Origin of the sequence: Cylindrospermopsis sp. CR12 (assembly GCF_001432185.1) — a bacterium.
GTDB lineage: Bacteria > Cyanobacteriota > Cyanobacteriia > Cyanobacteriales > Nostocaceae > Raphidiopsis > Raphidiopsis raciborskii.
Genome location: NZ_LMVE01000046.1, coordinates 12,857 through 33,358 on the forward strand (window position 1 = coordinate 12,857; position 20,502 = coordinate 33,358).

The 20,502-nt window shown below is 35.7% G+C and carries 22 protein-coding genes and 1 pseudogene; 12 read left to right on the forward strand and 11 right to left on the reverse strand.

What is annotated here, in order from left to right:
• Positions 1-265: 265 nt before the first annotated feature.
• The 8 genes from ASL19_RS17810 (at position 266) to ASL19_RS06335 (ending at position 7,444) form a co-directional block, all read left to right on the forward strand.
• Positions 266-436, forward strand: a complete 171-nt coding sequence (locus ASL19_RS17810) for a hypothetical protein (protein ID WP_157742879.1) — start codon at positions 266-268, stop codon at positions 434-436.
• A 10-nt stretch (positions 437-446) separates the two neighbouring features.
• Complete coding sequence (locus ASL19_RS06305) at positions 447-752, forward strand: muconolactone Delta-isomerase family protein (protein WP_072149099.1); 306 nt, start codon at positions 447-449, stop codon at positions 750-752.
• A 480-nt stretch (positions 753-1,232) separates the two neighbouring features.
• Positions 1,233-2,129: a DNA-binding protein gene (locus ASL19_RS06310; RefSeq protein WP_057177687.1), complete on the forward strand. Its 897-nt coding sequence runs from the start codon at positions 1,233-1,235 to the stop codon at positions 2,127-2,129.
• 188 nt (positions 2,130-2,317) lie between these two features.
• Positions 2,318-3,322 carry an ATP-binding protein gene (locus ASL19_RS17130; RefSeq protein ID WP_057177688.1) on the forward strand — a complete coding sequence of 335 codons (1,005 nt, stop codon included), beginning with the start codon at positions 2,318-2,320 and terminating at the stop codon, positions 3,320-3,322.
• Positions 3,322-4,368, forward strand: coding sequence for a metal-dependent hydrolase (locus tag ASL19_RS06320; protein ID WP_057177689.1), 1,047 nt, complete (start codon positions 3,322-3,324; stop codon positions 4,366-4,368). The genes ASL19_RS17130 and ASL19_RS06320 overlap by 1 nt, the downstream gene beginning before the upstream one ends.
• 43 nt (positions 4,369-4,411) lie before the next feature.
• A complete protein-coding gene (locus tag ASL19_RS06325; RefSeq protein WP_057177690.1) occupies positions 4,412-5,497 on the forward strand; it encodes an ATP-binding protein in 1,086 nt (361 codons plus the stop codon).
• The gene (locus ASL19_RS06330) at positions 5,494-6,510 is read left to right on the forward strand and encodes a hypothetical protein (protein WP_057177691.1); all 1,017 of its coding nucleotides are present in this window, start codon (positions 5,494-5,496) and stop codon (positions 6,508-6,510) included. The genes ASL19_RS06325 and ASL19_RS06330 overlap by 4 nt, the downstream gene beginning before the upstream one ends.
• On the forward strand, positions 6,500-7,444 hold the full coding sequence (locus ASL19_RS06335) for a hypothetical protein (RefSeq protein WP_057177692.1): 945 nt from the start codon (positions 6,500-6,502) through the stop codon (positions 7,442-7,444). The genes ASL19_RS06330 and ASL19_RS06335 overlap by 11 nt, the downstream gene beginning before the upstream one ends.
• Positions 7,445-7,507: 63 nt before the next feature.
• Here the strand turns inward: ASL19_RS06335 and ASL19_RS06340 are convergent, their stop codons facing one another.
• A complete protein-coding gene (locus ASL19_RS06340; RefSeq protein ID WP_057177693.1) occupies positions 7,508-8,116 on the reverse strand; it encodes a hypothetical protein in 609 nt (202 codons plus the stop codon).
• Between the two features lie 325 nt (positions 8,117-8,441).
• On the opposite strand from ASL19_RS06340, the gene ASL19_RS06345 reads away from it, so the two are divergent.
• From ASL19_RS06345 to ASL19_RS06355, 3 genes are all read left to right on the forward strand, one after another.
• Positions 8,442-9,560, forward strand: coding sequence for a hypothetical protein (locus tag ASL19_RS06345; protein WP_057177694.1), 1,119 nt, complete (start codon positions 8,442-8,444; stop codon positions 9,558-9,560).
• A 226-nt stretch (positions 9,561-9,786) separates the two neighbouring features.
• Complete coding sequence (locus tag ASL19_RS06350) at positions 9,787-10,173, forward strand: hypothetical protein (protein ID WP_057177695.1); 387 nt, start codon at positions 9,787-9,789, stop codon at positions 10,171-10,173.
• 185 nt (positions 10,174-10,358) lie between these two features.
• Entirely contained in the window at positions 10,359-14,432 is a 4,074-nt protein-coding gene (locus tag ASL19_RS06355) for a DUF4011 domain-containing protein (RefSeq protein ID WP_057177696.1), read from the forward strand.
• 19 nt (positions 14,433-14,451) lie between these two features.
• Here ASL19_RS06355 and ASL19_RS06360 read toward each other — a convergent pair whose 3' ends face one another.
• The gene (locus tag ASL19_RS06360) at positions 14,452-14,637 is read right to left on the reverse strand and encodes a hypothetical protein (RefSeq protein ID WP_057177697.1); all 186 of its coding nucleotides are present in this window, start codon (positions 14,635-14,637) and stop codon (positions 14,452-14,454) included.
• 411 nt (positions 14,638-15,048) lie between these two features.
• Here ASL19_RS06360 and ASL19_RS06365 point away from each other — a divergent pair, with 411 nt between their 5' ends.
• Positions 15,049-16,092: a formylglycine-generating enzyme family protein gene (locus ASL19_RS06365; protein WP_082604659.1), complete on the forward strand. Its 1,044-nt coding sequence runs from the start codon at positions 15,049-15,051 to the stop codon at positions 16,090-16,092.
• Between the two features lie 6 nt (positions 16,093-16,098).
• Here ASL19_RS06365 and ASL19_RS18820 read toward each other — a convergent pair whose 3' ends face one another.
• The 9 genes and pseudogenes from ASL19_RS18820 to ASL19_RS06400 form a co-directional block, all read right to left on the reverse strand.
• The gene (locus tag ASL19_RS18820) at positions 16,099-16,221 is read right to left on the reverse strand and encodes a hypothetical protein (RefSeq protein ID WP_255356445.1); all 123 of its coding nucleotides are present in this window, start codon (positions 16,219-16,221) and stop codon (positions 16,099-16,101) included.
• Positions 16,184-16,396: a hypothetical protein gene (locus ASL19_RS17450; protein ID WP_161808579.1), complete on the reverse strand. Its 213-nt coding sequence runs from the start codon at positions 16,394-16,396 to the stop codon at positions 16,184-16,186. Before ASL19_RS17450 ends, ASL19_RS18820 begins: the two co-directional genes overlap by 38 nt.
• 209 nt (positions 16,397-16,605) lie before the next feature.
• Positions 16,606-17,022 (reverse strand): GNAT family N-acetyltransferase, encoded by a 417-nt coding sequence (locus ASL19_RS06375; protein WP_057177699.1) that lies wholly within the window; start codon positions 17,020-17,022, stop codon positions 16,606-16,608.
• 328 nt (positions 17,023-17,350) lie between these two features.
• Positions 17,351-17,518, reverse strand: a complete 168-nt coding sequence (locus tag ASL19_RS17815; protein WP_161808580.1) for a hypothetical protein — start codon at positions 17,516-17,518, stop codon at positions 17,351-17,353.
• A 21-nt stretch (positions 17,519-17,539) separates the two neighbouring features.
• Positions 17,540-17,887 (reverse strand): restriction endonuclease, encoded by a 348-nt coding sequence (locus ASL19_RS06380; RefSeq protein WP_082604660.1) that lies wholly within the window; start codon positions 17,885-17,887, stop codon positions 17,540-17,542.
• A 253-nt stretch (positions 17,888-18,140) separates the two neighbouring features.
• A complete protein-coding gene (locus ASL19_RS06385) occupies positions 18,141-18,509 on the reverse strand; it encodes a hypothetical protein (RefSeq protein WP_057177700.1) in 369 nt (122 codons plus the stop codon).
• Between the two features lie 584 nt (positions 18,510-19,093).
• Complete coding sequence (locus ASL19_RS06390) at positions 19,094-19,345, reverse strand: hypothetical protein (RefSeq protein ID WP_057177701.1); 252 nt, start codon at positions 19,343-19,345, stop codon at positions 19,094-19,096.
• Between the two features lie 262 nt (positions 19,346-19,607).
• Entirely contained in the window at positions 19,608-20,036 is a 429-nt protein-coding gene (locus ASL19_RS06395; RefSeq protein WP_057176928.1) for a hypothetical protein, read from the reverse strand.
• Positions 20,037-20,046: 10 nt separating this feature from the next.
• Positions 20,047-20,502 (reverse strand): annotated as a pseudogene (locus ASL19_RS06400) (AAA family ATPase); the annotation flags it as partial.

A 20,502-nucleotide genomic window follows, 5' to 3' on the forward strand; every position in this document is an offset into this window, starting at 1 on the left:
CCTAATTATGCTAATGCCTACTACAACAGGGGAAATGCCCGCAGTGACTTAGGAGATAAACAGGGTGCTATAGGTGATTTTCAAACTGCTGCACGATTGTATCAACAACAGGGAAATTCACAATGGTATCAATATTCTTTAAATAGAATTTCTCAACTTCGTTAATTCAACATAAAGATGTCTAATTGACTGATTGCTTTTTCAATAGCATCATGTTCTGTTTAAGTCTATAAATTTATAAAGTAGGTTTCTATAGTTTATCTGTGTGCGATTGAGAATAAACAGGAGATGCGATCGCCGATTAGATTTACTGTCTTCTGCTAATAGTGTTAAAGCCATGAAGACAAATAGGACATGCGATCGCAATATGATAAATCTACAATTTTTGACTATTTTTTGGCAATTTAGTCATAATAGTCTGAGTTTTATCATCTAGTGTCACAGCTATGCTTTATCACTTAGATTTTCGGGTGGAGTATCCCGGTATGACTCAGAAGGATTTGTTTCTTATTTGGACTAAGGAAGCAGATGCAGCACTAAAAGTTAACGATTCTGGGGTCGCTGTGGATCTTTGGAAGTGTGTGGGATCTCACAGGCTCATTGCTATTGTGGATGTTCCTACAACTGATGCTCTTGACCAAATTCTTTTCGATTTACCCATTATGAGGAAGGTGGGTCAACATGTTCATGTTGATGTTACTTCTTTGAAGGTATATGAGGATTTTACTACTTATGTTACGTCACAATTGTAATCGCTAATAAAAGTATGGGTGGGTTTTATCCCTTCCCATGTATAATCTTTCCCTCTACTTGATTTATCTTAAATACTTTTCTAATACGGTCTTTTAATACTCACCTGATCGCTTACCTCTGTTTTCTCCTATTCTATATCCCCCTTTTGGCTTAATCTCTCTACCTAGTGCGATCTCCCGTAGGGAGTGCTTCGCAATCGCTACTCTCAGCAGAATGCTCACAGAAAAATATTCCCTAAGTTTATAAAATAGCGTTTAGTAAGATTTAGTCTCTTTTGGTTGTTTCTTGTATAGTAATCGAAAGAATAGGTTTTTCGCGCATTTTTAATCAATTCCTTGTACTCAATGACAACCATAAGGAAAAATTATGGTGCGGTTGCTAAATACTAGTAGCATTTTTAGAATACTTTAATTACAATACTGAGTATTAGAAGTTCATATTTCTAAACATCACTTTTTAACCTTTTGTTATCTAAACCTATGCTGGAAAGGAATCAGGAACAAAATTTGAGAGATAGAGTGTTTCAGATCTGCGAAAGCCTAGCTAAAAATAATAAAAAAATAAATCGTGAAGTCGTTCGCGAAAAGCTAGGTGGCGGTTCTTTTAGTACAATTTCTCCTTTGGTATCCGAATGGAAGGAATTAAAGTACAAGGGAATTCCGAATGATACTGAAATTCGGACTGATGGTACAAATACCGGAACTGTTAATCATACAGATAGTACGCCAGAACATAGTTTGGAAGATGGTAAAGATACTTTTGTACCTTTGATTCAAAGTACGCAGTCTGTTCCATTAATTAATGAATCTACAGATGTACACATAATTCAAAATGGTACTACAAACGGTATTCAAAATAGTTCTGAGTTTTGTACTCAAGATGCTTACTCTGGTTCTGTTAGTCGTACAGATGGCTCTGCCTCTTTGATTCAAGGTACAGATTTTATTCAACCATTTCACCAAAGTACAGATTCGGTAGGAATTGAAGTTAATTCCACTTTAAATCAAAGTGAACTATCAAATCAAAATGCTTCATCTGGAGAGATTGTAAAACTTAATAATGGTGAACTAACACAGTCTCAGTCAGTAGATTCACTGTCTTCAGAGGAGATTAACGATTATCTTCCAGAGGAAGATTTGAACTATATCACTAGAAGTGGTGCTGAAAAGGCTTTGGGTCTTCTTGCGGCTCAAGATGCTTTAGCTATGCACTTTTATAAAAATCCTAATGATTTACCATCTGATCTAAAGGAAAAATATCTGGAGTTGCGGCGAAATTTTTCTCAGCTGCGGGGGACAGTTCATGGGAAAGCCTATTCTCCGCAGAATTTGATCAACTTAGCGACGAAGCAGTTAGAAAAGTCCAAGCAAGCGTAAGGAAACCTAGGGTAAATTCTTTCCCTAAGAAATTAACCCGGGTTTTTAAGTCTATTAAAAATTGGCTCTTTTCTCCTAAAAAACAAACTCCTGTCTATTATGATGAATCGGAGTATTCGCCAGTTTATGATTCTTCTGATGATTATCAGCTAGAACAAGATTCGTCTGTCTATGATACTTCTCAAGAATTGGATCAAGCTGATTCTAAGGAGCAATCTTATCAAGGATATTACTTTGATCCTAATTCTATATCTCAAGAAAACCAGGAGGATGGATATTTAGAAGATAATCAGTATGCAGATGATAAAGAAGATGGAGATCAGCCAAAAGATCAGGTTACCATCTTATATGAAAATCTGACTTCTCTTCCTGGTAGTCCTTACATTTATCGAGAAGAGGAGTTTAAACGAATTGTAGCTTCTATTCAATCTGCAAGTTCACTTTTGGTAGTAGGCGATCAAGGCAGTGGAAAAACCTTTTTAGCGGAGCAGGTTTATAAGGCTCTCTTGATTGCCGGGTTTTCTGTTGCTTATGTAGAACCTTGCACCACAAAGCAACTCCTTCTAAAAATCTGTAGTTCTTTTAATATCCCTACTCAGAATCTTGAAGGTAAGAAGTTGACTGTTGAACAGTTAAAGCAAGAAATTGAAATTGCTTTAAAAGAAGGAACTAGAATCATGATATTTGATGATGCTCAGTGCATTGAAACAAAAATTAGGTTTTGGTTGAAGAAGATTGTTCAATTATGTCCTACCAGTCCTATTTTATTGTTTGCTACTTCACCTCGAAGAGGCGATATTTTCATTAGTGTTCCTAGGATTTATTTGGAGCCACTTCCGGATAAAATAATTCGCCAAATTATGCGGAGTACTGCTCAAGACCGTTCTATAAATTTGGAAAATGTGGATTTGGCATCTTTGCAGCAACGTGTTGCAGGTAATCCTATGTTGGCAGTTCGGGCAGTTCAAGAAGAATATATTGGCCTTGATTTTGAGGAGGGCGATCATCAAAAATATGGCGATGGCAGTTTTTTAATATTTGTTGGTGTTGTTACCTTTATTGCGGTTAGATTTTTTGCTATTGGACTTGATAACAGATTGCTTTACGCTTTGAGTGGTTTGTTAGCTGTTCTCTTTTGGGGTCTCTATAGATCTTTGCGATTATTGCCTGGGGAGGGGGCTAAGATTCAATAATGTTGGCAGTTTCTCATGTTCTTGTCAGTGGATTAGCTACTAGTATTATCCTTAATACTTCCGATCCTCTTGTAATTTCAGTCGGTGCACTAGCAGGTCTGTTTCCTGATATAGATACACCAAAATCGATTGTAGGAAGGTTATTTCCCTTTATCTCAAATTTTTTAACTGAAAAAATGCGTCACAGAAGTTGTACGCACTCTTTCCTTGCTTCTGTCTCGCTTGCTTTCATTGTTTATCCTCTCTCTCACTTTCTCAATATTGGTTCCCAGATTCCTTCCGCTATCGTTTGTGGTTATGTTTTTGGTTGGTTGGCAGATATGTTTACTAAAAACGGTGTCGAAGTTTTCTGGCCTTCCAAAATACGTTATGTTTGTCCTACTAATCGCAAGTTTCGATTGACAACTGGTTCTAATGCTGAGTATGTTGTTCTTTTTCTTTTGGTACTGATAGCTTTTGCTATTTTCTCTATTAATTATCAAGGAGGGTTTTTTCAGCAATTAAATCAAATAATAAGTTCCCCATCTGGGGCTGTCAGGTTGTATATGCAATATTCTAAGGAAAATAAAATTGTTTTGAATATACAAGGAACCGATACTACATCAAGAAATTTGATTAATAGGGAGTTTACTCTTATACAACCTATTAAGAATGATGATTTGATAGTTCTTGATGAATCAGAAAATAAGCTTTATTTGGCTTCAGAGAGGTTATTTGGTAATATTGTTATCAGTCGTATAACTGCCAAGGTTGGACCTCCTGTCAAAACTCAGGTTAAGGATTTGTATTTGGAAGATGAGTCTATTAATGATGTTTCTCTCAATTTAAATCCAAATTCAAGTGTTAAGTCTTTTTTGTCTGGGGATTTTAGTGTTGATGAATTTGATACTTCAATTCTTGGACGTGATAGTGGTTATTTTAATCCCATTGAAGCTACAACTTCTAGAATTAAATTAACTGCTGCGCCATTTAATTTAGTTATTAATCAGATAGGCGATGAGTTTCTTACTGGATCTCTCAAGGTTTTTTCTATTTCTGAGAAATAATCTCAGCTTTTACTAATTTGTTTTATTAACCTACGTTTTAATTATGCCATCAAAACCTTTACCACCTACAGTTCTTCAACCCACTAATCAATCTCTTGATTTCAATGAATTTAATAATCCACAAGGTATTTTATTGGGTGATAAGTGTTACTGGAATCCTGCTCTTTTACCAAATGGACATGTTGCAATTATTGGAACTTCTGGCAGTGGTAAAACTCAAACTCTAAAGGCTTTAGCTTATGAATTACCTCGTTTGTTTCCTAACATAAAAAGGATAATTATAGATTACCATGGAGATCAGGAACTTCCCGATGAAAAGTGTTTTTCTTTAAGTATGAATTCTCCTCACGGTGTTAATCCTTTGATTATTGATCAAGATGCAAAGGGCGGGGGTCCAGCTTTGCAAGCAATAGCTGTGGCTGCTAGTCTTAGGAAATCTTTATTAATGGGAGCAAATCAGGAGGGTTTAATTATTGATATTCTTTCTAAATTGTATAAGTCTAAGGGTATAATTCAGGAAGATAATAAAACTTGGACTAGGGAACCTCCTACTTTTTATGAAATGCGTAAGGAGATTGAGTCAAGAATTCAAAGTGGTTGTAAAGATTCTCAGAAGTTAGCTTTAAAACTTGCAGCTACTTTTGAATATGGTATCTTTACTAAACCACAGAAGATTGACAATGTTCCTCTTATTAGGCTTGATTTATCTGCTTTAGGAAAGGTTATAGGATTAAGTGCAATTGCTACTGAAGCAATTATTAAGCAGATTATGGATGCTCATAGAATTATGGGTGAATCTAAAATCCCACGCACTTATTTATTTATTGATGAGTGTAAGGAGGTTCGTAATAGCAGAACTTTAAATATTATCCTAGAGGATGGTCGTAAATACGGTTTGAGTTGTGTTGTTGCTTCTCAAAGAGATGCTGAAATTAGTAAGGAGATAGTAGCTAATACTGCTACTAAGATTGTTTTAAGTGTAGATCAAACTGAAGTTAAAAGTGTTGCTAGACGATTTAGATTTTCAGAAACTGTTGTTGCTGCTTTAAAACCATTGGAAGCATTGGTCAGAATGGGTAATCAGGGAATAAAGACTAATATCATACCTTATTATAAGAGGGCATTATGAAAAATATATTCGCTTTTTTACTTTTAACTGTCTTTATTTTTACTCTCAATTCTAGACAGGTTGATGATAAGTCTTCTACAGCTGTTGCTCAACAAGCTAATAAGGTTAAGCCAAATCAGGATTTATATTCGGATTCAAATAGGAGGACTTTAAGGATTAATATAGCTGTTGCTAATCCTAATCACCTTACTGTACGAGAAGGTATTACTCTAAAAAAGGGAGATATTATTGTTCAAGATTTGGAGGAGCGTAGGCGATTAGAGTTACAGAAACAGTCTATTAATTTGGAAATTAATAATTTAAGTTCCAAGCCTATTCAACCTCCCACTTCTCCTACCTTGGATCTATTAAGTTTTGTTGAGGAGCAAGAAGTTCTTGAGCAGGCTAAGTTGAAACTTCGTCATGCTAGATTGAAATTATCCAATAGTTCTAAGTCTTTATCTACAGAGGATCCTCATAAAAAGGCTGATTTACAACAGTCTGAAGCTAGTTTACAAATCCTTGAGCAGAAAATTAAGGAGCAACAGTCCTTAATCCTTTCTATGGAGACTGCTAATATGCCTCCTGAAGTCTTAATTCATGAGAAAAAGAAGTTAGAAAAGATTATTGGTCAGCTTTCTTTACAAAGTGCTGAAGTTAAGTTTAAAAAGTCACAGATGGAGGCTTCTTCTTTGCTTCAGTCTGAAAAATTAGAACAGTTGAGAATGAATGTTGAATTGGCAGAGTCTGATTTACGTTTGGCTCAATCTCGTCTTTTATCTTCTCAAAAAAATAAACAGTCTCAAGAGTTAGAAAAGTTTGAACGTTCTAAGCTTGATTATAATCAAACACTTAGAGATAGGGATTATAAAGTTTCTCAGTTGAAACTCTCTTTGTCAGGTATTGATCAGAAGTTGGCTCAAACTGTAAAAATTAGGAGTCCTAGAAATGGTGTTATTCAAAGAATTCAACCCTGGAAGGTTAAAAATAATCAAAATCGTACTGTTCTTTATCTTGCCTATTATGCTAAATAGCTTTGCTTTTAACTCTGCTTTAGCTAATATTGTTTCACAGTCTAATCCTAGATCTCCTTCTGGTCAGGATTCACAAGTTGATAATGATGGATTACAGGAGCAGTCTGAAGATGCTGACTCTGAAGGTGATGATAACTTTAATCTTAATGCCAACCAAAATCCTTTTTCAAAGCCAGATCTTGATAAGTTGATTACTAGTCAGTTTAATGCTGATATGTGGCGTATTATGCGTGGTGGTCTACCTTGTCTTGAAACTTCGTCTAATTGTTTGGATCAGTTGCAATCTCGTTCTGTTGCGGGTTCTCCTTTGCTCAAGGAATTAGATGCTAGAATTCAGGAGGCTAATGATAAAGTAGACGATGCTAAGAAACGCAATGCTAAAACTGTTACCTTATCCATCTTGACTCCTGGTTTACAGTATCTTTTGGGTGTTCCACCTCAACCTGGTCAACCTCAACAAAGAGGATTTATAGATAACTTGCTTGGCATAGTTAAGGGTGATATTGGTCTGATTAATGGTTTGATTAGTGCTATAGGCGTTCCTTTCTTTAAGGCTTCTCAAGGTGCTAATGAAGAAGCTAATAGAAATGCAATTGCTATTTCTGATCTTCAAATAAAGATTGCTGAGTTACAGAGAGCTAGAGCGCAGCTTGCTGATACTACTAGAGAGAAGGTTGCTATCTCTTTGGTTAAGTTTGATGAGGCTAGGACTGATTTTCAGATTGCTCAGGTAATAGCTTCTAGGTCAGTGGATCAGTTTAAGATTTTTGAGAAGCAGTATTTGACTGGTGATTCTAATACTGAGACTTATCTTGGTAAGCTTAATCAGCTGGATAGGACTAAGGCTCAGACTTATTCTGCTTGGGGAAAGGTTAGGAGATCTTTGTTTGAGCTGAAGCTTTTGGTTCTTGGTGTAAAAGATGCTGAAGTTTAATCCCCCGTGAGAATTTAATTTCTCATGGGGGATAGAAAAGCTTAATAAATTAAACAACCTTCTTTATGGTGTTGCTAACCACTCTTGTGGTACAAATGCTTGGTCGTTTATGCATCTAGGTGCTTTTCCTGCATCTGGTAGTGCTGCGTAACTTCTGCTTGTTCCATTATAGTTAAATGTTGTTGGAGCAGACCTTAACACTCCGAATCCACAGGCGTTTATTAGAACTGACCTTGGTATGTCTCTTGCTATTAGTAGAGTTACTGCTGTTCCTGCTGTTCTACCTCCTAATACTAGTCCACCACTTGGTGTCTTGAAATTTGTTGGAACTGGATCTGCAAAATTTCCTCCTACACATGCCGGAGTTGCGTGTGTAGGTAAGTTGCTAATATCTGTGTTTGTTCCATTTACACTTATAGAGGTTGGTGGAATTGCCCCTAGGGCATTTGCTGAGACTCGGATTTCTCCACAAGACCCTACGATCCTGCTTATTGGTCTGTCGTTTTTTAATCCAACGGAAATAACTGAATTTGCTGTTCCACTAAAGATAGTGACAAAGACACCTCTATCTGTTCCTCTATATACTGTGTTTCCGTTATAGGGAATTGCTAGAGCGGGGTTTAAATTCACTGTTGACAATACACCAACTAAAGGTATTAAGAGCTTTTTCATCTTAACTTTCCAACAATTAGTAATTTCTAGTCCTATCCTAAACTATTTTTTCCGTATATGCAATATTTGTACTATAAATTTTTATATATCTTCTCTGTACTTTTTGTACTTACTCTGTTTGCTTTTGATACTTTATTTGTTATTTAGCTTTCTTATTTCTTATTTTTTCCTTTTAAATTCGTTTATTTTTGCTCTTTTGTTAAGAATTTTAATAATCTTCTTTTTTGTCTTTACTTTATTATTTCTATTAGATATACTAAAGGAAAATATATAGCTATTAGTTTTTGTATACTTTTTTCCTTACTTAAAAACCCGGGGGTGCTTTGTGGTTTCTAGTTTTCAGCATAATTTTTCAGAAGGTTCTTTTTCTCAGCCTACTTTGTTTGATTTAGATTCTTATATATCTGATTACGATTCAAAGTATATTGTTGGTGATATTGAGCGCATTTTTTACGATCCTGCTTGGGATGATGACGATTATCCTGTTTTACCTTCTTCAAAGGAACATCAGTCTTCTGATTTTCTTCCTATTCATGATGCTTTTTTAAATAATATTTCTATTAAGGTTGTGACTGTTCAAGCTCCTTTTGCTTTATGTCTTGGGTCTTCTAAGCAGTATGTCGTTAAATCTCGTAGCACTAATTACAGGGGTAAGGTTGCTGTTCATTGTGCTGTTAAGCTTCCTTCCAAGAATATTCTGAATCAGTTTTCTTTTTCTTCTTCAGATTTTCCTCTTGGTAAAATAATTGGTTTTGCTGAGCTTACAGATTGTTCTTTTATAGATGATTTTCTTCTTTCTCAACAATCTCAGCTTGAGTTACAAGGTCATCAATGGGTGTTAGGTAAGTTTGCTTGGAAGCTTGAGAATTTTACTCCTATTTCTCAAATGATTTCTGTGTCTAGTAAGGGTTCTATTTGGGATTTGGACTCTGATTTAGGTTCTCAAATATCTTCTTCCACTTTTTCTTTCAAACCTGGTGATTTTGTTCTTAATGGTAGACTTGGTCAGGTCATTGATTTTTCCCCTTCTGGTTTTACACGTGTTCAATATTCTGATTGTGTTAAGTCTTATGATGATCTTAGTTCTTTACTTTTTCTCCCTACTGATTTAGTTCTTTATTTTTCTGGTTTATCTTCTTCTTGTCAAAAATCTTCTTTTTCTTCTTATACTCCTACTGGTTCTTTAGTTCAGTATGTTGAAAACAAGAAGTTAAAAAGTGGACTTGTTGCTACTTATCCTAAAGTCTTTTCTGATAGAGATGTTAATAATGTTAGTCATTGGCGTTGGGGTTATTATTATGAAGTTAAAGTTGATACCAAGTGGAAAAATCGAACCCTTTCTGTTCCTTCTTATTTGGTCGATGATGTTAAAATGATGATTAATATGGATTTGTCTGTTTCTTCTATTGTTGACTTTATTCTTAAAAATCGTAGGTCTAGGTAGTTGGATGTTGATTTTTTATCTATTTCTGCTTTTGTTTTCTCAAATTAGTTTTGAATAGTTACTTGTTTTTTCTTTACTTTAATTTTTTCTTTTTTCTCTTGACTTCTTATTCCTTTCTGTACCATAATTTAATTATTGTACGTAATAGTAAAAATATTATTCTAATAGCTATATTATATGCGTTTAATATAGCTGTTAGATATTTAGTCAAGTGGAGTTTACTAAAATGGCAATTCATGAGATTTTTAAAAGATCAATGGATATGTACGGAGTCCGAGGTAAGGATCTAGCCGTAACCGCAGGTGTTTCAGCCCAACATGTGACTGACTTTCGCCATGGGCGAAAATGGGTTAGCGAGGGTACACTGGAAGCTCTCTTGCGGGGAATGGAACGGTTATCCCCCGGATCGATTAAATATTTTTGCGATTCTCTTGTTAGTCAAAAACTAGTAGAGGTAGACTATAGAAAGCAAAATTCAAATTTAGACAATAAGAAAATGATCATTGCCAATTTAGTTAAGTCAGCTGGTGCTGATGAATTAGAAAGTCTTTCCGTTGCCATTAATAAGAGATGGAAAGAGCTTGTGAATGAACAAAATGAGGAAGATGCTTAACTATATATAATTTAAAGTCAGTATATTTTGTTGACAAAAAGGCACAACCTGCTCTAAATCTATAAAAATACTTAATAAAAAGCAGGTAGATATACTTTAGTTAATGTTAAAATGTTTGACTACAAGTATATCTGTCAACAAAATTAACAATATAAAGAATATTTTCAGGAGGAGGGAGGGTTTAAATGATACTTAATTCAGAAGAGGTAACAAATAATCTCAGGAACAAAATTGAGAAGTGGAAAAACAGTTTAGCAGATCTGACCAAGAATAATCCTCTCATTCAATTTCGCACCCATAAGCGAACATTAGAAATTACAAATAATATAGACACTATTTACACTGATATACGACGGGAGAAAAAGGTTTTATTCTTTGATGTAGAAAGTCCAGAGGGAGGAAGAATAAAATCAGTTGTGAACGAACTAACAACTGTGCAAACGTCGAATGAGAAATTAAAAATACTCAAAAATTTAACTAAGGCGTCTCGACAATCATTAGAGGAAACAGGAGTCAATATTCTTTTCCTAGCCTTTGGAACTTTAAGTTGGGAGGATGAAGATAAGTCAACTAAATTGTTATCACCTTTGACATTAGTTCCCGTTTCTTTGTCTAAGGAACGAAAAAAGGGGTTTTATAAACTATCTCCTATTTGTGAAGATGAAGAGGCTAGTATTATCATAAATCCTGCTCTCTGTCTGAAATTAAAGAAGTTTGATATCAATCTATCAGAGATTAAACCTCAAAATTCATATAGAGATTTGATAAATATCATCAAGGATAGAGTTTTACATCAATATCCTTCATGGGAAGTGCAAGATGGACTTTTTCTATCTCTTTTCTCTTATGCTAATATAGCAATGGTCGAAGATTTCAATAAATACGAAAAAAGAATTTTTGACCATCCTATGTTGCAATCGCTTTCAGGTGGGATAACAGAAATACCACACATCAACGATATTCTGCAGAACTCAATAAAAGACTCTCAAGTAAAACCACAAAATATTTTTCAGGTACTCGATGCAGATTCTAGCCAACAGGTTGTCATTGAAGCAGCTAAGCGGGGTGATAGTTTTGTTGTTCAAGGTCCCCCTGGAACTGGAAAGAGTCAAACTATTGTCAATATGATTACTGAACTCATTGGTGCTGGAAAGTCAGTCCTATTAGTTGCAGCTAAGGACACTGCTGTCAAAGTAGTTTATGACAGGTTATCTAAATGTGGCTTAGAGCATTTATGCTTAAATCTTCATAATAGTCAAGCTATGAATAATAAGGAAGTTATCCAAGAATTATTAAAAACGATTACTTCTACTAATAGTAGTTTTGATACTAGTAAACATCAAAATTTTTTCGATGAGTTACTCAGCAGTCGTGAACACATCAATTCATATCCTGTTGACTTACATACAAAACATCAACCTCTAGATAGGTCTCTTTTTGAGCTTTATGGAGAGTTACTAAAAAAGAAGAGAGCAGATCTGCCAAACTATAATGTCAGGTTTCCAAATTATGAAAGCTGGTCTACTCAGGAATTGAATATTGCTAATTCTCTGCTAAAACAGTTAGGTAGTTTGTCTGAACTTTTTTATGAAAATACAAATTCGATTTGGTCACAGAGTTTTACTTCTGATGATTTCTCTGCTGCTCAAAAAATGAACTTGGAACAAATAATCAGTAATCTTCAGCAAGGTATAGATTCTGCTAGAGAGTTAGAAACTGAACTAAAATTAATTTTTAATAATGATTATATCCTCCATAATATAGATTCTATAGAGTTCTCCTATAATGCCTTATGTCATCTATTAAAAGTAACTGAAATTAATTTACCAAACAATTGGGTAACTATAGATATTGATAAAGAGAGAGCCAGTATTGAGCATTATAAATCTTCCTTGAAAATCATTAATGACCCTCAGAATACTTTAATTAGGGAGAGATATTCAGAAGAGTTTTTCTCTCTTAATTTATTTGAATTATCTCAAAGATATGAGAATTATGCTAAGAAGTGCTGGATTCTTAATATGCTCGATCCGGTTTATCGAAAAGATATGAACTTATTAGCTAAATTAAACAGTGATAGGAAATCCCATTCTTTTCATCAATTTAGGCAAGACTTATTGAAGGCACTTAAAATTCAGTCTATTGAAAATAACTTAGATCAAGATTATACGGATAATAAAAGTCTAGGGTCTTTCTTATCTTTATCTAATCTTCAAAATATGACTGAGGTAGAGGTAGAACTGGAGAAATTTGAGCAATTATTGAATTGGGTAAATGAGTTAGATAAATATTGTCTTTCTCGTGAGAATGTAGATGCCATACAACAATCTGTATTTAATCTGAATAATGTTATCGAAAAAGTTCATAACCTGAAGTCAATAAAAGATGAAATAGATTGTGGATTAGACTTTTTGTTTAACCAGCGACAACTCAATCATATTTATACTAGGGAAAATATAAAGCAAGTAGATTTAAAAAAAGTAGAGGAGTTTTTAAAACTAGCTAGTTTAGACTTAGATAAGTTAAGTGAATGGTTTTTATGTCAAAAAATTTGCCGTGAACTAGAAAAGTTAGGGTGTGAGTCTTTTCTACAACTATTGCGCAAGAATAAGGATATTTTAAGCCAGGATTGGTTTACAATTTTAGAAAAACTTATTTATGAAGCACACATTCAGGGTATTCTGTTTAAACAACCAGGTTTAAGGTTATTTAACTCACAATCCCATCAAGATGATATTAATAATTTCAAAAAACTAGATGTTCAACAGTTACAGATTGCACAGATAAGACTTAGACTAAGCCATGCTCAAAGATGGCAAACTTTTGAAGTTAATCCTGATAATTCACTCCAAATCCAAAATTTAGGAAAGGAGCAAAAGAAAAAAAGAAAATATTTACCTATACGTAAACTACTCAATGATAAAAATCAAGGTATCAAAAGTGTGATTAAAACTTTAAAACCTTGCTGGATGATGAGTCCTATTGCTGTCACTAAGTATATTGACCCTGACGAAACTATATTTGATGTTTTAATTTTTGATGAGGCTTCTCAACTACGAACAGAACAGGTTATATCATCAATTATACGGGCAAAACAAGTAATCATTATTGGAGACACTAAACAGCTTCCACCTACTTCCTTTTTTATGGCAACTGAGGAAGAAGAGGACACAGAGGAAGATGCACCAGAAAATCTCTCATTTGACAGTATACTAGATGAGTGTTCAGTTTTTTTACGGCAATTGACCCTAAAATGGCACTACCGTAGCCAAGATGAGAGATTAATTGCTTTCTCCAACTATCATTTTTATGACTCCAGATTGGTTACATTCCCTAATGCTATTAAAAGCAAAAAACTAGGAGTAGAGTTTAAATACATTGAAGATGGAATTTATCAGCGTAGTGATACTAGAATTAATCTAAAAGAAGCACAAACGATCGCAGAACTTGCTTTGGAGCATGTGAAAACTAATCCTCAAGAATCTTTGGGAATTATTGCCTTTAGCCAATCTCAAACTAACGCCATTGAGCAAGAGCTAGAAAAGTTATACAAAGCCAACCCAGATTTACAAGATTTTTGTGAAAATGATTCAACTCAGTTTTTTCTGAAGTCCTTGGAGAATATACAAGGTAATGAAAAAGACATAATATTATTAAGTGTTGGATATGGAAAAGATAGTGTCGGTAAGTTTACACTTAACTTTGGTCCGCTCAATAAAGCAGGTGGAGAACGTAGACTCAATGTTGCCATTACAAGAGCTAAAAATAAACTGATTTTAGTCTCCTCCATAACTGCTGGGGATATTGATCCTACACGGGTCAACAGTCAAGGGGGTAGATTATTACGTGAATACCTACAATATGTCGAAAGTGGTGGCAATTTCTTGTCTGGTAACTCTTTCACTGAGTCACTAAAATTTGATTCTCCATTTGAAGAGGATGTGTATATGTCTATTTGTCACCATCCCGAACTCAAAGACTATAATGCTTATACTCAAGTTGGATGTTCTGACTATCGAATTGATTTAGCGATTGTCCACAAAGACAGACCTGGAGAGTTTGTTCTGGGTATAGAATGTGATGGAGCTTCTTATCACAGTTCTCTTACCGCTAGAGACAGAGATCGCCTCAGACAAGAACAGTTGGAAAAACTAGGTTGGAAAATCTATCGTATTTGGTCAACAGAGTGGTTTCATAATAAAGGTTCCCAGGTACAACTGTTGGTAGAGAAGATTAAATCTCTTAGGAATGTCCAATAAAACCTGAAAAAATGACTTGCTACTCATTTATCCACTCTTTAGCTACTTTTAATGCAGCATCTGCTGTGTAGTAAATTCCCTTACCATAAACTGAACCATCTAAAGCAATTACTCTAAACTCCCAAGCATGTGCAGGAGTGTAGAATACTACGACCACGTTGCTATTGTGAGAAATCAACTTTGCTATTTTTACGTTTGATTCCATATTTTTTGTTTCACTCTACAAGAACATTTGTACCATTAATTTTAGGATTAGTTATCCCTTTTGGTAAATTACCCACCTTTTTAGGCGAATTATTTCTGTACTCCAACTATAGTTTGTACTATCGTTTGGTTATGATTGATATGTGTATATTTTACTCCAAATAAGAATAGCTCTAAGAATTAAAAGATCTTGCATCATTGCCTAACTTTATTAGCATCCTCCCCAAGATAGATATTTTTCTGGTCATATTTTTGCATAGGTTCGGTTTACCGAACTAATATGGAGTGTTTTTACTGTCAGAGTTCAGGTGAACTGATTTAAAAAGTACCGCATTTTCTACATTGATTATAGAGAATAGAAATTTAGATAATTAATGTATATAAATCTTGAGCATAATCAACTCTAATAGTTATGAGCAGTATAAACCAACAATACCAGTACAATGCTGTTTTAGGTGGTACAGTATATACACAAGAAAAACCTTCACATTCAGGAGAAGAACCACTATTAACCACTTATGAGGAAACTCCCCACAAGCCGAATATTATTGGGCAAGCCATAAGTTATGGGGAGAAGGGTATAAACTTGCTGTTCTCCTTCCTTAATAATGGAAAAACATCTGAATACCAGAACGGTTATAGTCACAAAGGAATTGATACAAAACCTTTTAGCTTCAATCTGGTGACTACGAATAAAAGAGGAGAAATAATTAGTACAACTCTAGGTTATGCCAGATCCTTCATCCAAGATTTAGGAAATGGTGTGAACCTGGAAATGGTTCAAATTCCAGGTGGAAAATATCTCATGGGTTCAAGGGACGAGAGATGTGATTGGGAATTTCCTGAGCATGAGGTAATACTACCAAACTTTTTCATGAGTAAATATCCAGTAACACAAGAACAGTACAAGGCCATTACGGGTGCTAATCCGTCCATGTTTAAAGGTGATCAACTTCCTGTGGAAAACGTGAGTTGGAATAATGCAGTAAGTTTTTGTGAGGAGTTAGCCATAAAGACAGGAAAGAGTTATACCCTACCCAGCGAAACCCAGTGGGAATACGCCTGTCGCGCAGGAACAGGAACAGCATTCTACTTTGGAGATAGTATTAACAGTGACTTAGTTAATTACAATGGTAATTACAGTTATGGTTTAGTACACAAACAGAACTTTAGGCAAAAGACAGTACCAGTAGGTTCATTAATGCCCAATGCTTATGGTCTTTATGATATGCACGGGAACGTTTATGAATGGTGCTTAGATGATTGGCACAGCAATTATAATGGCGCACCAGATAATCAAAATCCTTGGTTTTCCCGGACTAGTAGGTGGAAAGTAGTGAGGGGTGGTTCCTGGAATACAAGTCCCCAGGATTGTAGGTCTACTTCCCGTAGTCTCCACATGGCTGATAGTGCTTATGGCGATATTGGTTTTAGGTTGGTCTTAAATGTCTCCTAACCACGATTAGGCTATCTGATCGCATTTCTTGGGGTAACTCCAGGAGATGCGATCGCCTGAGTGTTTCGGAATAGCATTTATTAGGGTAGCTTTAGGAGATGCGATCGCCTGACTGCTTTGTAATACCATTTATTAGGGTAGCTTTAGGAGATGCGATCGCCTGACTGCTTTGCGATCGCATTAAAAGAGTAAGTGGTACGTTATTTTTCTTGGGTTGGGAAGTGAGATTTCCCGTAAGGAATGCTTTGCGATCGCCAATTAATAGAAAGGTCAATTTTCCCAAACCTCGAGAAAATGTTCCCATTCTTCATCTGATTGTGGAGGACCATCCTTAAACATTCCGACCACCTTTGCCAGTTTTCGAGCTTGGTCTTCAGTCTCGCCTAACTCTATAAATTGGGACTCAAGTTTAGGATCATAACCTTTTGAGATAAGGTGTAGGTATTCCTCATCTGTAATATTCAAATTGTGAATGTTTTCCATACGTTACCTTTAATTAGTGATACTAGCTAGTTATAGACTAGAATATGTCAACTGATTTTTGGTCTCTCTTGCAAAACTGAAAATAGAGCCAATACGCTCAAATCCCTGTTTTTCATAATATCCATCTTCATCAGATAGCATATAAACATCTGTACGTGGTTGGTCAGCAGCAGCAGTTTCAATAAGACGTTTTCCTAGTCCCTTTCCCCTCCATTCCTTGGCTACGAGGAGGTCGTAGACATATAGGTCAAATATTCCATCTTTTCGGCAACGTATATAACCGATTATACAGTTATTTGCCACACCGACGTAAACAATACAATCAGCGAGTACCTGACCATATTCCTGTTCACGGTTGTAGTAGCAAGACCAGTTGTTACCTTCACCGCGTAGGAGTGTGAATAGGGCAGGGTTGTCATCTTCTGTGTATGGTTTTATCTGAATCATTTGTATCTCAGTTTTAACTTTAATACGTCTATTATAATCCTTTTGCTACTGAGGAGTAGTCTGAAATACACTACCTCATTCAACCAGAACACCTATTAACTTTTAATGGGTGGGCGACCACTCTTTCCATTGTTTAGATCTTCCAGATCTTGCGATCGCCTACCTAAAACATTTTAATTATGAGTTTCCATTAATTCCACTTCCTGGGGGGGAAGCGTACCCTCCATTTTAACCCCTTGCTTTGCATCTATCCTAGGATAGATCTTTAATCTATCTTGGTGTAGATACTTAAATAACTATATGTAGATGAAATAACCTGAACGTAAGGTTATCCTGTTATTAAAGACGAAGCACTCGCGAGCGCAATAATTTCTTTGGAGCGTGTTTTATGGAGGAGGTTTGATACTGGAGGATCGCAGTTTAGGTAACAACCTCCTGGTTGTCCCAATACATATCTGGTGCGTAGGGCGATCGCATGAGTGACAAACAAAGACATATTATAGAAAGGATGGTGAGTTTATTCAAAAAATTCCTCATCTATTTTCTTGATATAGAGTGTTTCTTCTATTCGACATCCCACATTAAAGCTAATCATCAGCTTGGCTAATTGATTTCCATCAATAAGGACTATTCTTTTACTTAAAAACTCTATAGTTTCTTTTGCAGAGGAAGAAAAGCTAGACGTGGTAACAAAAAGTCCCTTATTAGCTTTGTGTCGGTCAAGACTACCAAAAAAATCACGAATAGCCCCGGATCCAATACTATTACCGGGGCTATATCGTTTTGCCTGAATATATACCCGATCCAAGCCTAGCGCATCCTGGTCTATTACACCATCAATTCCATCATCTCCACTTTTTCCCATAGGCGACCCTGTTAGTCCAAAAAACTTAGGGGATGCGATCGCAAAAGCGCTACCTAGAAAGCTATCTGAACTACTGTCCTCAGATATCCAATGGATGTCTAATTTCTAAAGAACAGACTGAATATAAGAGCGATCGCCCATCCGAGAAAAACTACTGTTATGAAATCAGTATTACCTATATCTCTAACTCATGAGAAGACCCCCGAGTTAGGTCGTTTCTATTGATTCCACTTCCCAGAGGGAAGCGCACACCTTATATTCCTCTTCTTTTTCCTTTTCTGAGGAAGAAGAAGAGAAATATGGGTCGAAGGCCATTATCTCTTCTTCGAGGGAGGTAATCTCCTCTTCCAAGGAGGAGTTTTTCCTCCTCGTTTCCATTGATTCCACTTCCCAGAGGGAAGCGCACAAAAAACCAGATTTTGTAATATTTCAGGGAACGACCGTTTCCATTAATTCCACTTCCCAGAGGGAAGCGCACCCTGATCAGCGCCGTCCAAGCTCTTCTCATTATAGAGAAGTTTCCATTAGAGTTGTTGGGTAATAAGCCAGAATATCCCTGAAAGGCTTTTCCGACAAGGATTTCGGGAATTATACCGTGAAATCCCTCAAAGCTAGATTGCATAAGGATTGCTGGTATTTTAATCACTATTTCCCAACAGGTCTATTGTAATATTTATTTATTCGCCACCTGTAGAGAAAATCTTAACTATAAAACTTTTGGAACTAATTCTACTTCCCAGAGAGAATCAGCACTAATCATATATGATAAACTTATGACTGTTTATTATTATCTTCCTCCAATATAGACAACAGATAGTTATTTACTAATTGGGATAAGCCTATGTGATCTCCCCCCACTAACTATATGGAGTTTATTTTTTCTTCAGTGATATAAAAGTTATAATCACAACTTACAAGGTGCGATCGCCTGTCTGATAAAACTGAAAAACACAATTTTTCCCGTTTTGCATCTACCCCAGGGTAGATTGTTAGCAAGAGTAATAAAAGCCAGCTCCCTATGGGAGTGCTTCGCGATCGCCCATCTGAGAAAAACTACTGTTATGAAATCAGTCTGCTAATATTCCAGGTTGAGTTTCCGAAAGGAAACTCAACATGAGATATAAATGCGATTGCCAAGCACCCACTACACAAGATGACTCTGATATATCTCTAACTCATGGGAAGACCCACGAGTTAAGTAGAAAACTAATTAATCACAATATGTCTTACCAGAATACTCATCACTTCCCCAGAATTACCAGTTGGTGTCAGATCACTCCAATCAGTTGCATTGGCATAACCAAGCACGTGTAGATAGTGAATCGTACTAATTACCGTCTTTTTCGACCCGATCAACAGATGTTTTAGTGGTTCCCGGTGACCACCTGCTGAAACTACTCTAGAGTTAACCACTCCAGTGTCATCCACATTGCTGATAAAATTTCTAGTCTGTGCCATAATCTATTTGCCTCCATGTTGGGGTGTAAGGTGATCAGGACTTTCCTCCAAGAAATGTAGATCACCTTACTTTTTTCTAATTATAAAACTATTTGAACAGACATGCAATAGGTTTACAGAAAATAACTAATAATTTTTGTAAAATTTTTCGACTTGTCAAGCATAAATGCAAAATGCAAGAATCTCGCACTCACTCAGTTGCAGTAAAAGTAATGCGATTCCAAGGTACTCGCCCTAGGAGAGCGCTCGATTTACTTGTAATCTAGTCACCCAACAAAACCCTAATAGCTCTTAAAGCTTGGCTACGTTTCCCATTACTAACTTTAGCAAACCAATAATGAGATTCTTCATAACTCATAGCTTGTATTCCCTGAGCAATATTACTTATTCTTTCTACTTTTGAAAGCGGTTGTATAGTCTGAAATAATAAAGCTAGGTTCACTCCCGTTTCCTCGTTTAATACATAATGAGCTTGCCTATTATGGGTTAAAGTCTTTGGATCGTAGTTATTCGCTTTCAAACAATCATAAACCATCTCCCGAACCTGTACTAATATACTACTTTTTAATCTGCCAATTCGTTTAGCAGCAGGACGTTTCTTTTCTCCTGCTTTTTTATAGGCACATTGATATAACTCAACAGCAAAGTTATTATTATCCGTGGGCACTATTCGCAACTGAAATTCCTGCATGTGAAAACTCTTAATAGGTAACTTTGGCAACTAAGTTCAAATTGTCTACTGGATTCCGTTCCAGCGCTTTTTGAAGATCTCTTATTTCTCCCCCTTCTACCATAATTGGTGACAAAAATTTAAACTCCAATTTCAATAGTAGATCTGCTTTCACCAGGGGATTATTTAAAAAACTATTAAGCATTATTCCCTGAAAAACTTTAAATCCTTTCTCTGGTCCTTGGTACTCCAATCTCACAAACTGCTCCTCTAAGCTAATTGTGGCTATATGGTTGATATACAGAGGTAATTTGGCTACTAGAGGAATAGCTGTAAATAACTTCCTATAGTCCATGGGTTCTGTCACAGAAATTTCTATTTCTTGAATTCCCGCTGGTTTATTGTCCTTAATAAAATCACTCAGTTTCACAAAGCTACTATTTACCGTTCCTGCATAGCTAAATATTAATGGTTTGACCGCAAAAAT

Excerpts from the sequence above, each read along its gene's own strand:
- ASL19_RS17450 (WP_161808579.1), bottom strand. The coding sequence starts at position 16,396 with ATGGGAACATTTTCTCGAGGTTTGGGAAAATTGACCTTTCTATTAATT.
- ASL19_RS06310 (WP_057177687.1), top strand. The coding sequence starts at position 1,233 with ATGCTGGAAAGGAATCAGGAACAAAATTTGAGAGATAGAGTGTTTCAG.
- ASL19_RS06380 (WP_082604660.1), bottom strand. The coding sequence starts at position 17,887 with ATGGGAAAAAGTGGAGATGATGGAATTGATGGTGTAATAGACCAGGAT.
- ASL19_RS06305 (WP_072149099.1), top strand. The coding sequence starts at position 447 with ATGCTTTATCACTTAGATTTTCGGGTGGAGTATCCCGGTATGACTCAG.
- ASL19_RS06360 (WP_057177697.1), bottom strand. The coding sequence starts at position 14,637 with ATGGAATCAAACGTAAAAATAGCAAAGTTGATTTCTCACAATAGCAAC.
- ASL19_RS06340 (WP_057177693.1), bottom strand. The coding sequence starts at position 8,116 with ATGAAAAAGCTCTTAATACCTTTAGTTGGTGTATTGTCAACAGTGAAT.
- ASL19_RS06320 (WP_057177689.1), top strand. The coding sequence starts at position 3,322 with ATGTTGGCAGTTTCTCATGTTCTTGTCAGTGGATTAGCTACTAGTATT.
- ASL19_RS06355 (WP_057177696.1), top strand. The coding sequence starts at position 10,359 with ATGATACTTAATTCAGAAGAGGTAACAAATAATCTCAGGAACAAAATT.
- ASL19_RS06375 (WP_057177699.1), bottom strand. The coding sequence starts at position 17,022 with ATGATTCAGATAAAACCATACACAGAAGATGACAACCCTGCCCTATTC.
- ASL19_RS06350 (WP_057177695.1), top strand. The coding sequence starts at position 9,787 with ATGGCAATTCATGAGATTTTTAAAAGATCAATGGATATGTACGGAGTC.
- ASL19_RS06395 (WP_057176928.1), bottom strand. The coding sequence starts at position 20,036 with ATGCAGGAATTTCAGTTGCGAATAGTGCCCACGGATAATAATAACTTT.
- ASL19_RS06390 (WP_057177701.1), bottom strand. The coding sequence starts at position 19,345 with ATGGCACAGACTAGAAATTTTATCAGCAATGTGGATGACACTGGAGTG.
- ASL19_RS06385 (WP_057177700.1), bottom strand. The coding sequence starts at position 18,509 with ATGCAATCTAGCTTTGAGGGATTTCACGGTATAATTCCCGAAATCCTT.
- ASL19_RS17815 (WP_161808580.1), bottom strand. The coding sequence starts at position 17,518 with ATGTCTTTGTTTGTCACTCATGCGATCGCCCTACGCACCAGATATGTA.
- ASL19_RS18820 (WP_255356445.1), bottom strand. The coding sequence starts at position 16,221 with ATGGTATTACAAAGCAGTCAGGCGATCGCATCTCCTAAAGCTACCCTA.
- ASL19_RS06325 (WP_057177690.1), top strand. The coding sequence starts at position 4,412 with ATGCCATCAAAACCTTTACCACCTACAGTTCTTCAACCCACTAATCAA.
- ASL19_RS06335 (WP_057177692.1), top strand. The coding sequence starts at position 6,500 with ATGCTAAATAGCTTTGCTTTTAACTCTGCTTTAGCTAATATTGTTTCA.
- ASL19_RS06330 (WP_057177691.1), top strand. The coding sequence starts at position 5,494 with ATGAAAAATATATTCGCTTTTTTACTTTTAACTGTCTTTATTTTTACT.
- ASL19_RS06365 (WP_082604659.1), top strand. The coding sequence starts at position 15,049 with ATGAGCAGTATAAACCAACAATACCAGTACAATGCTGTTTTAGGTGGT.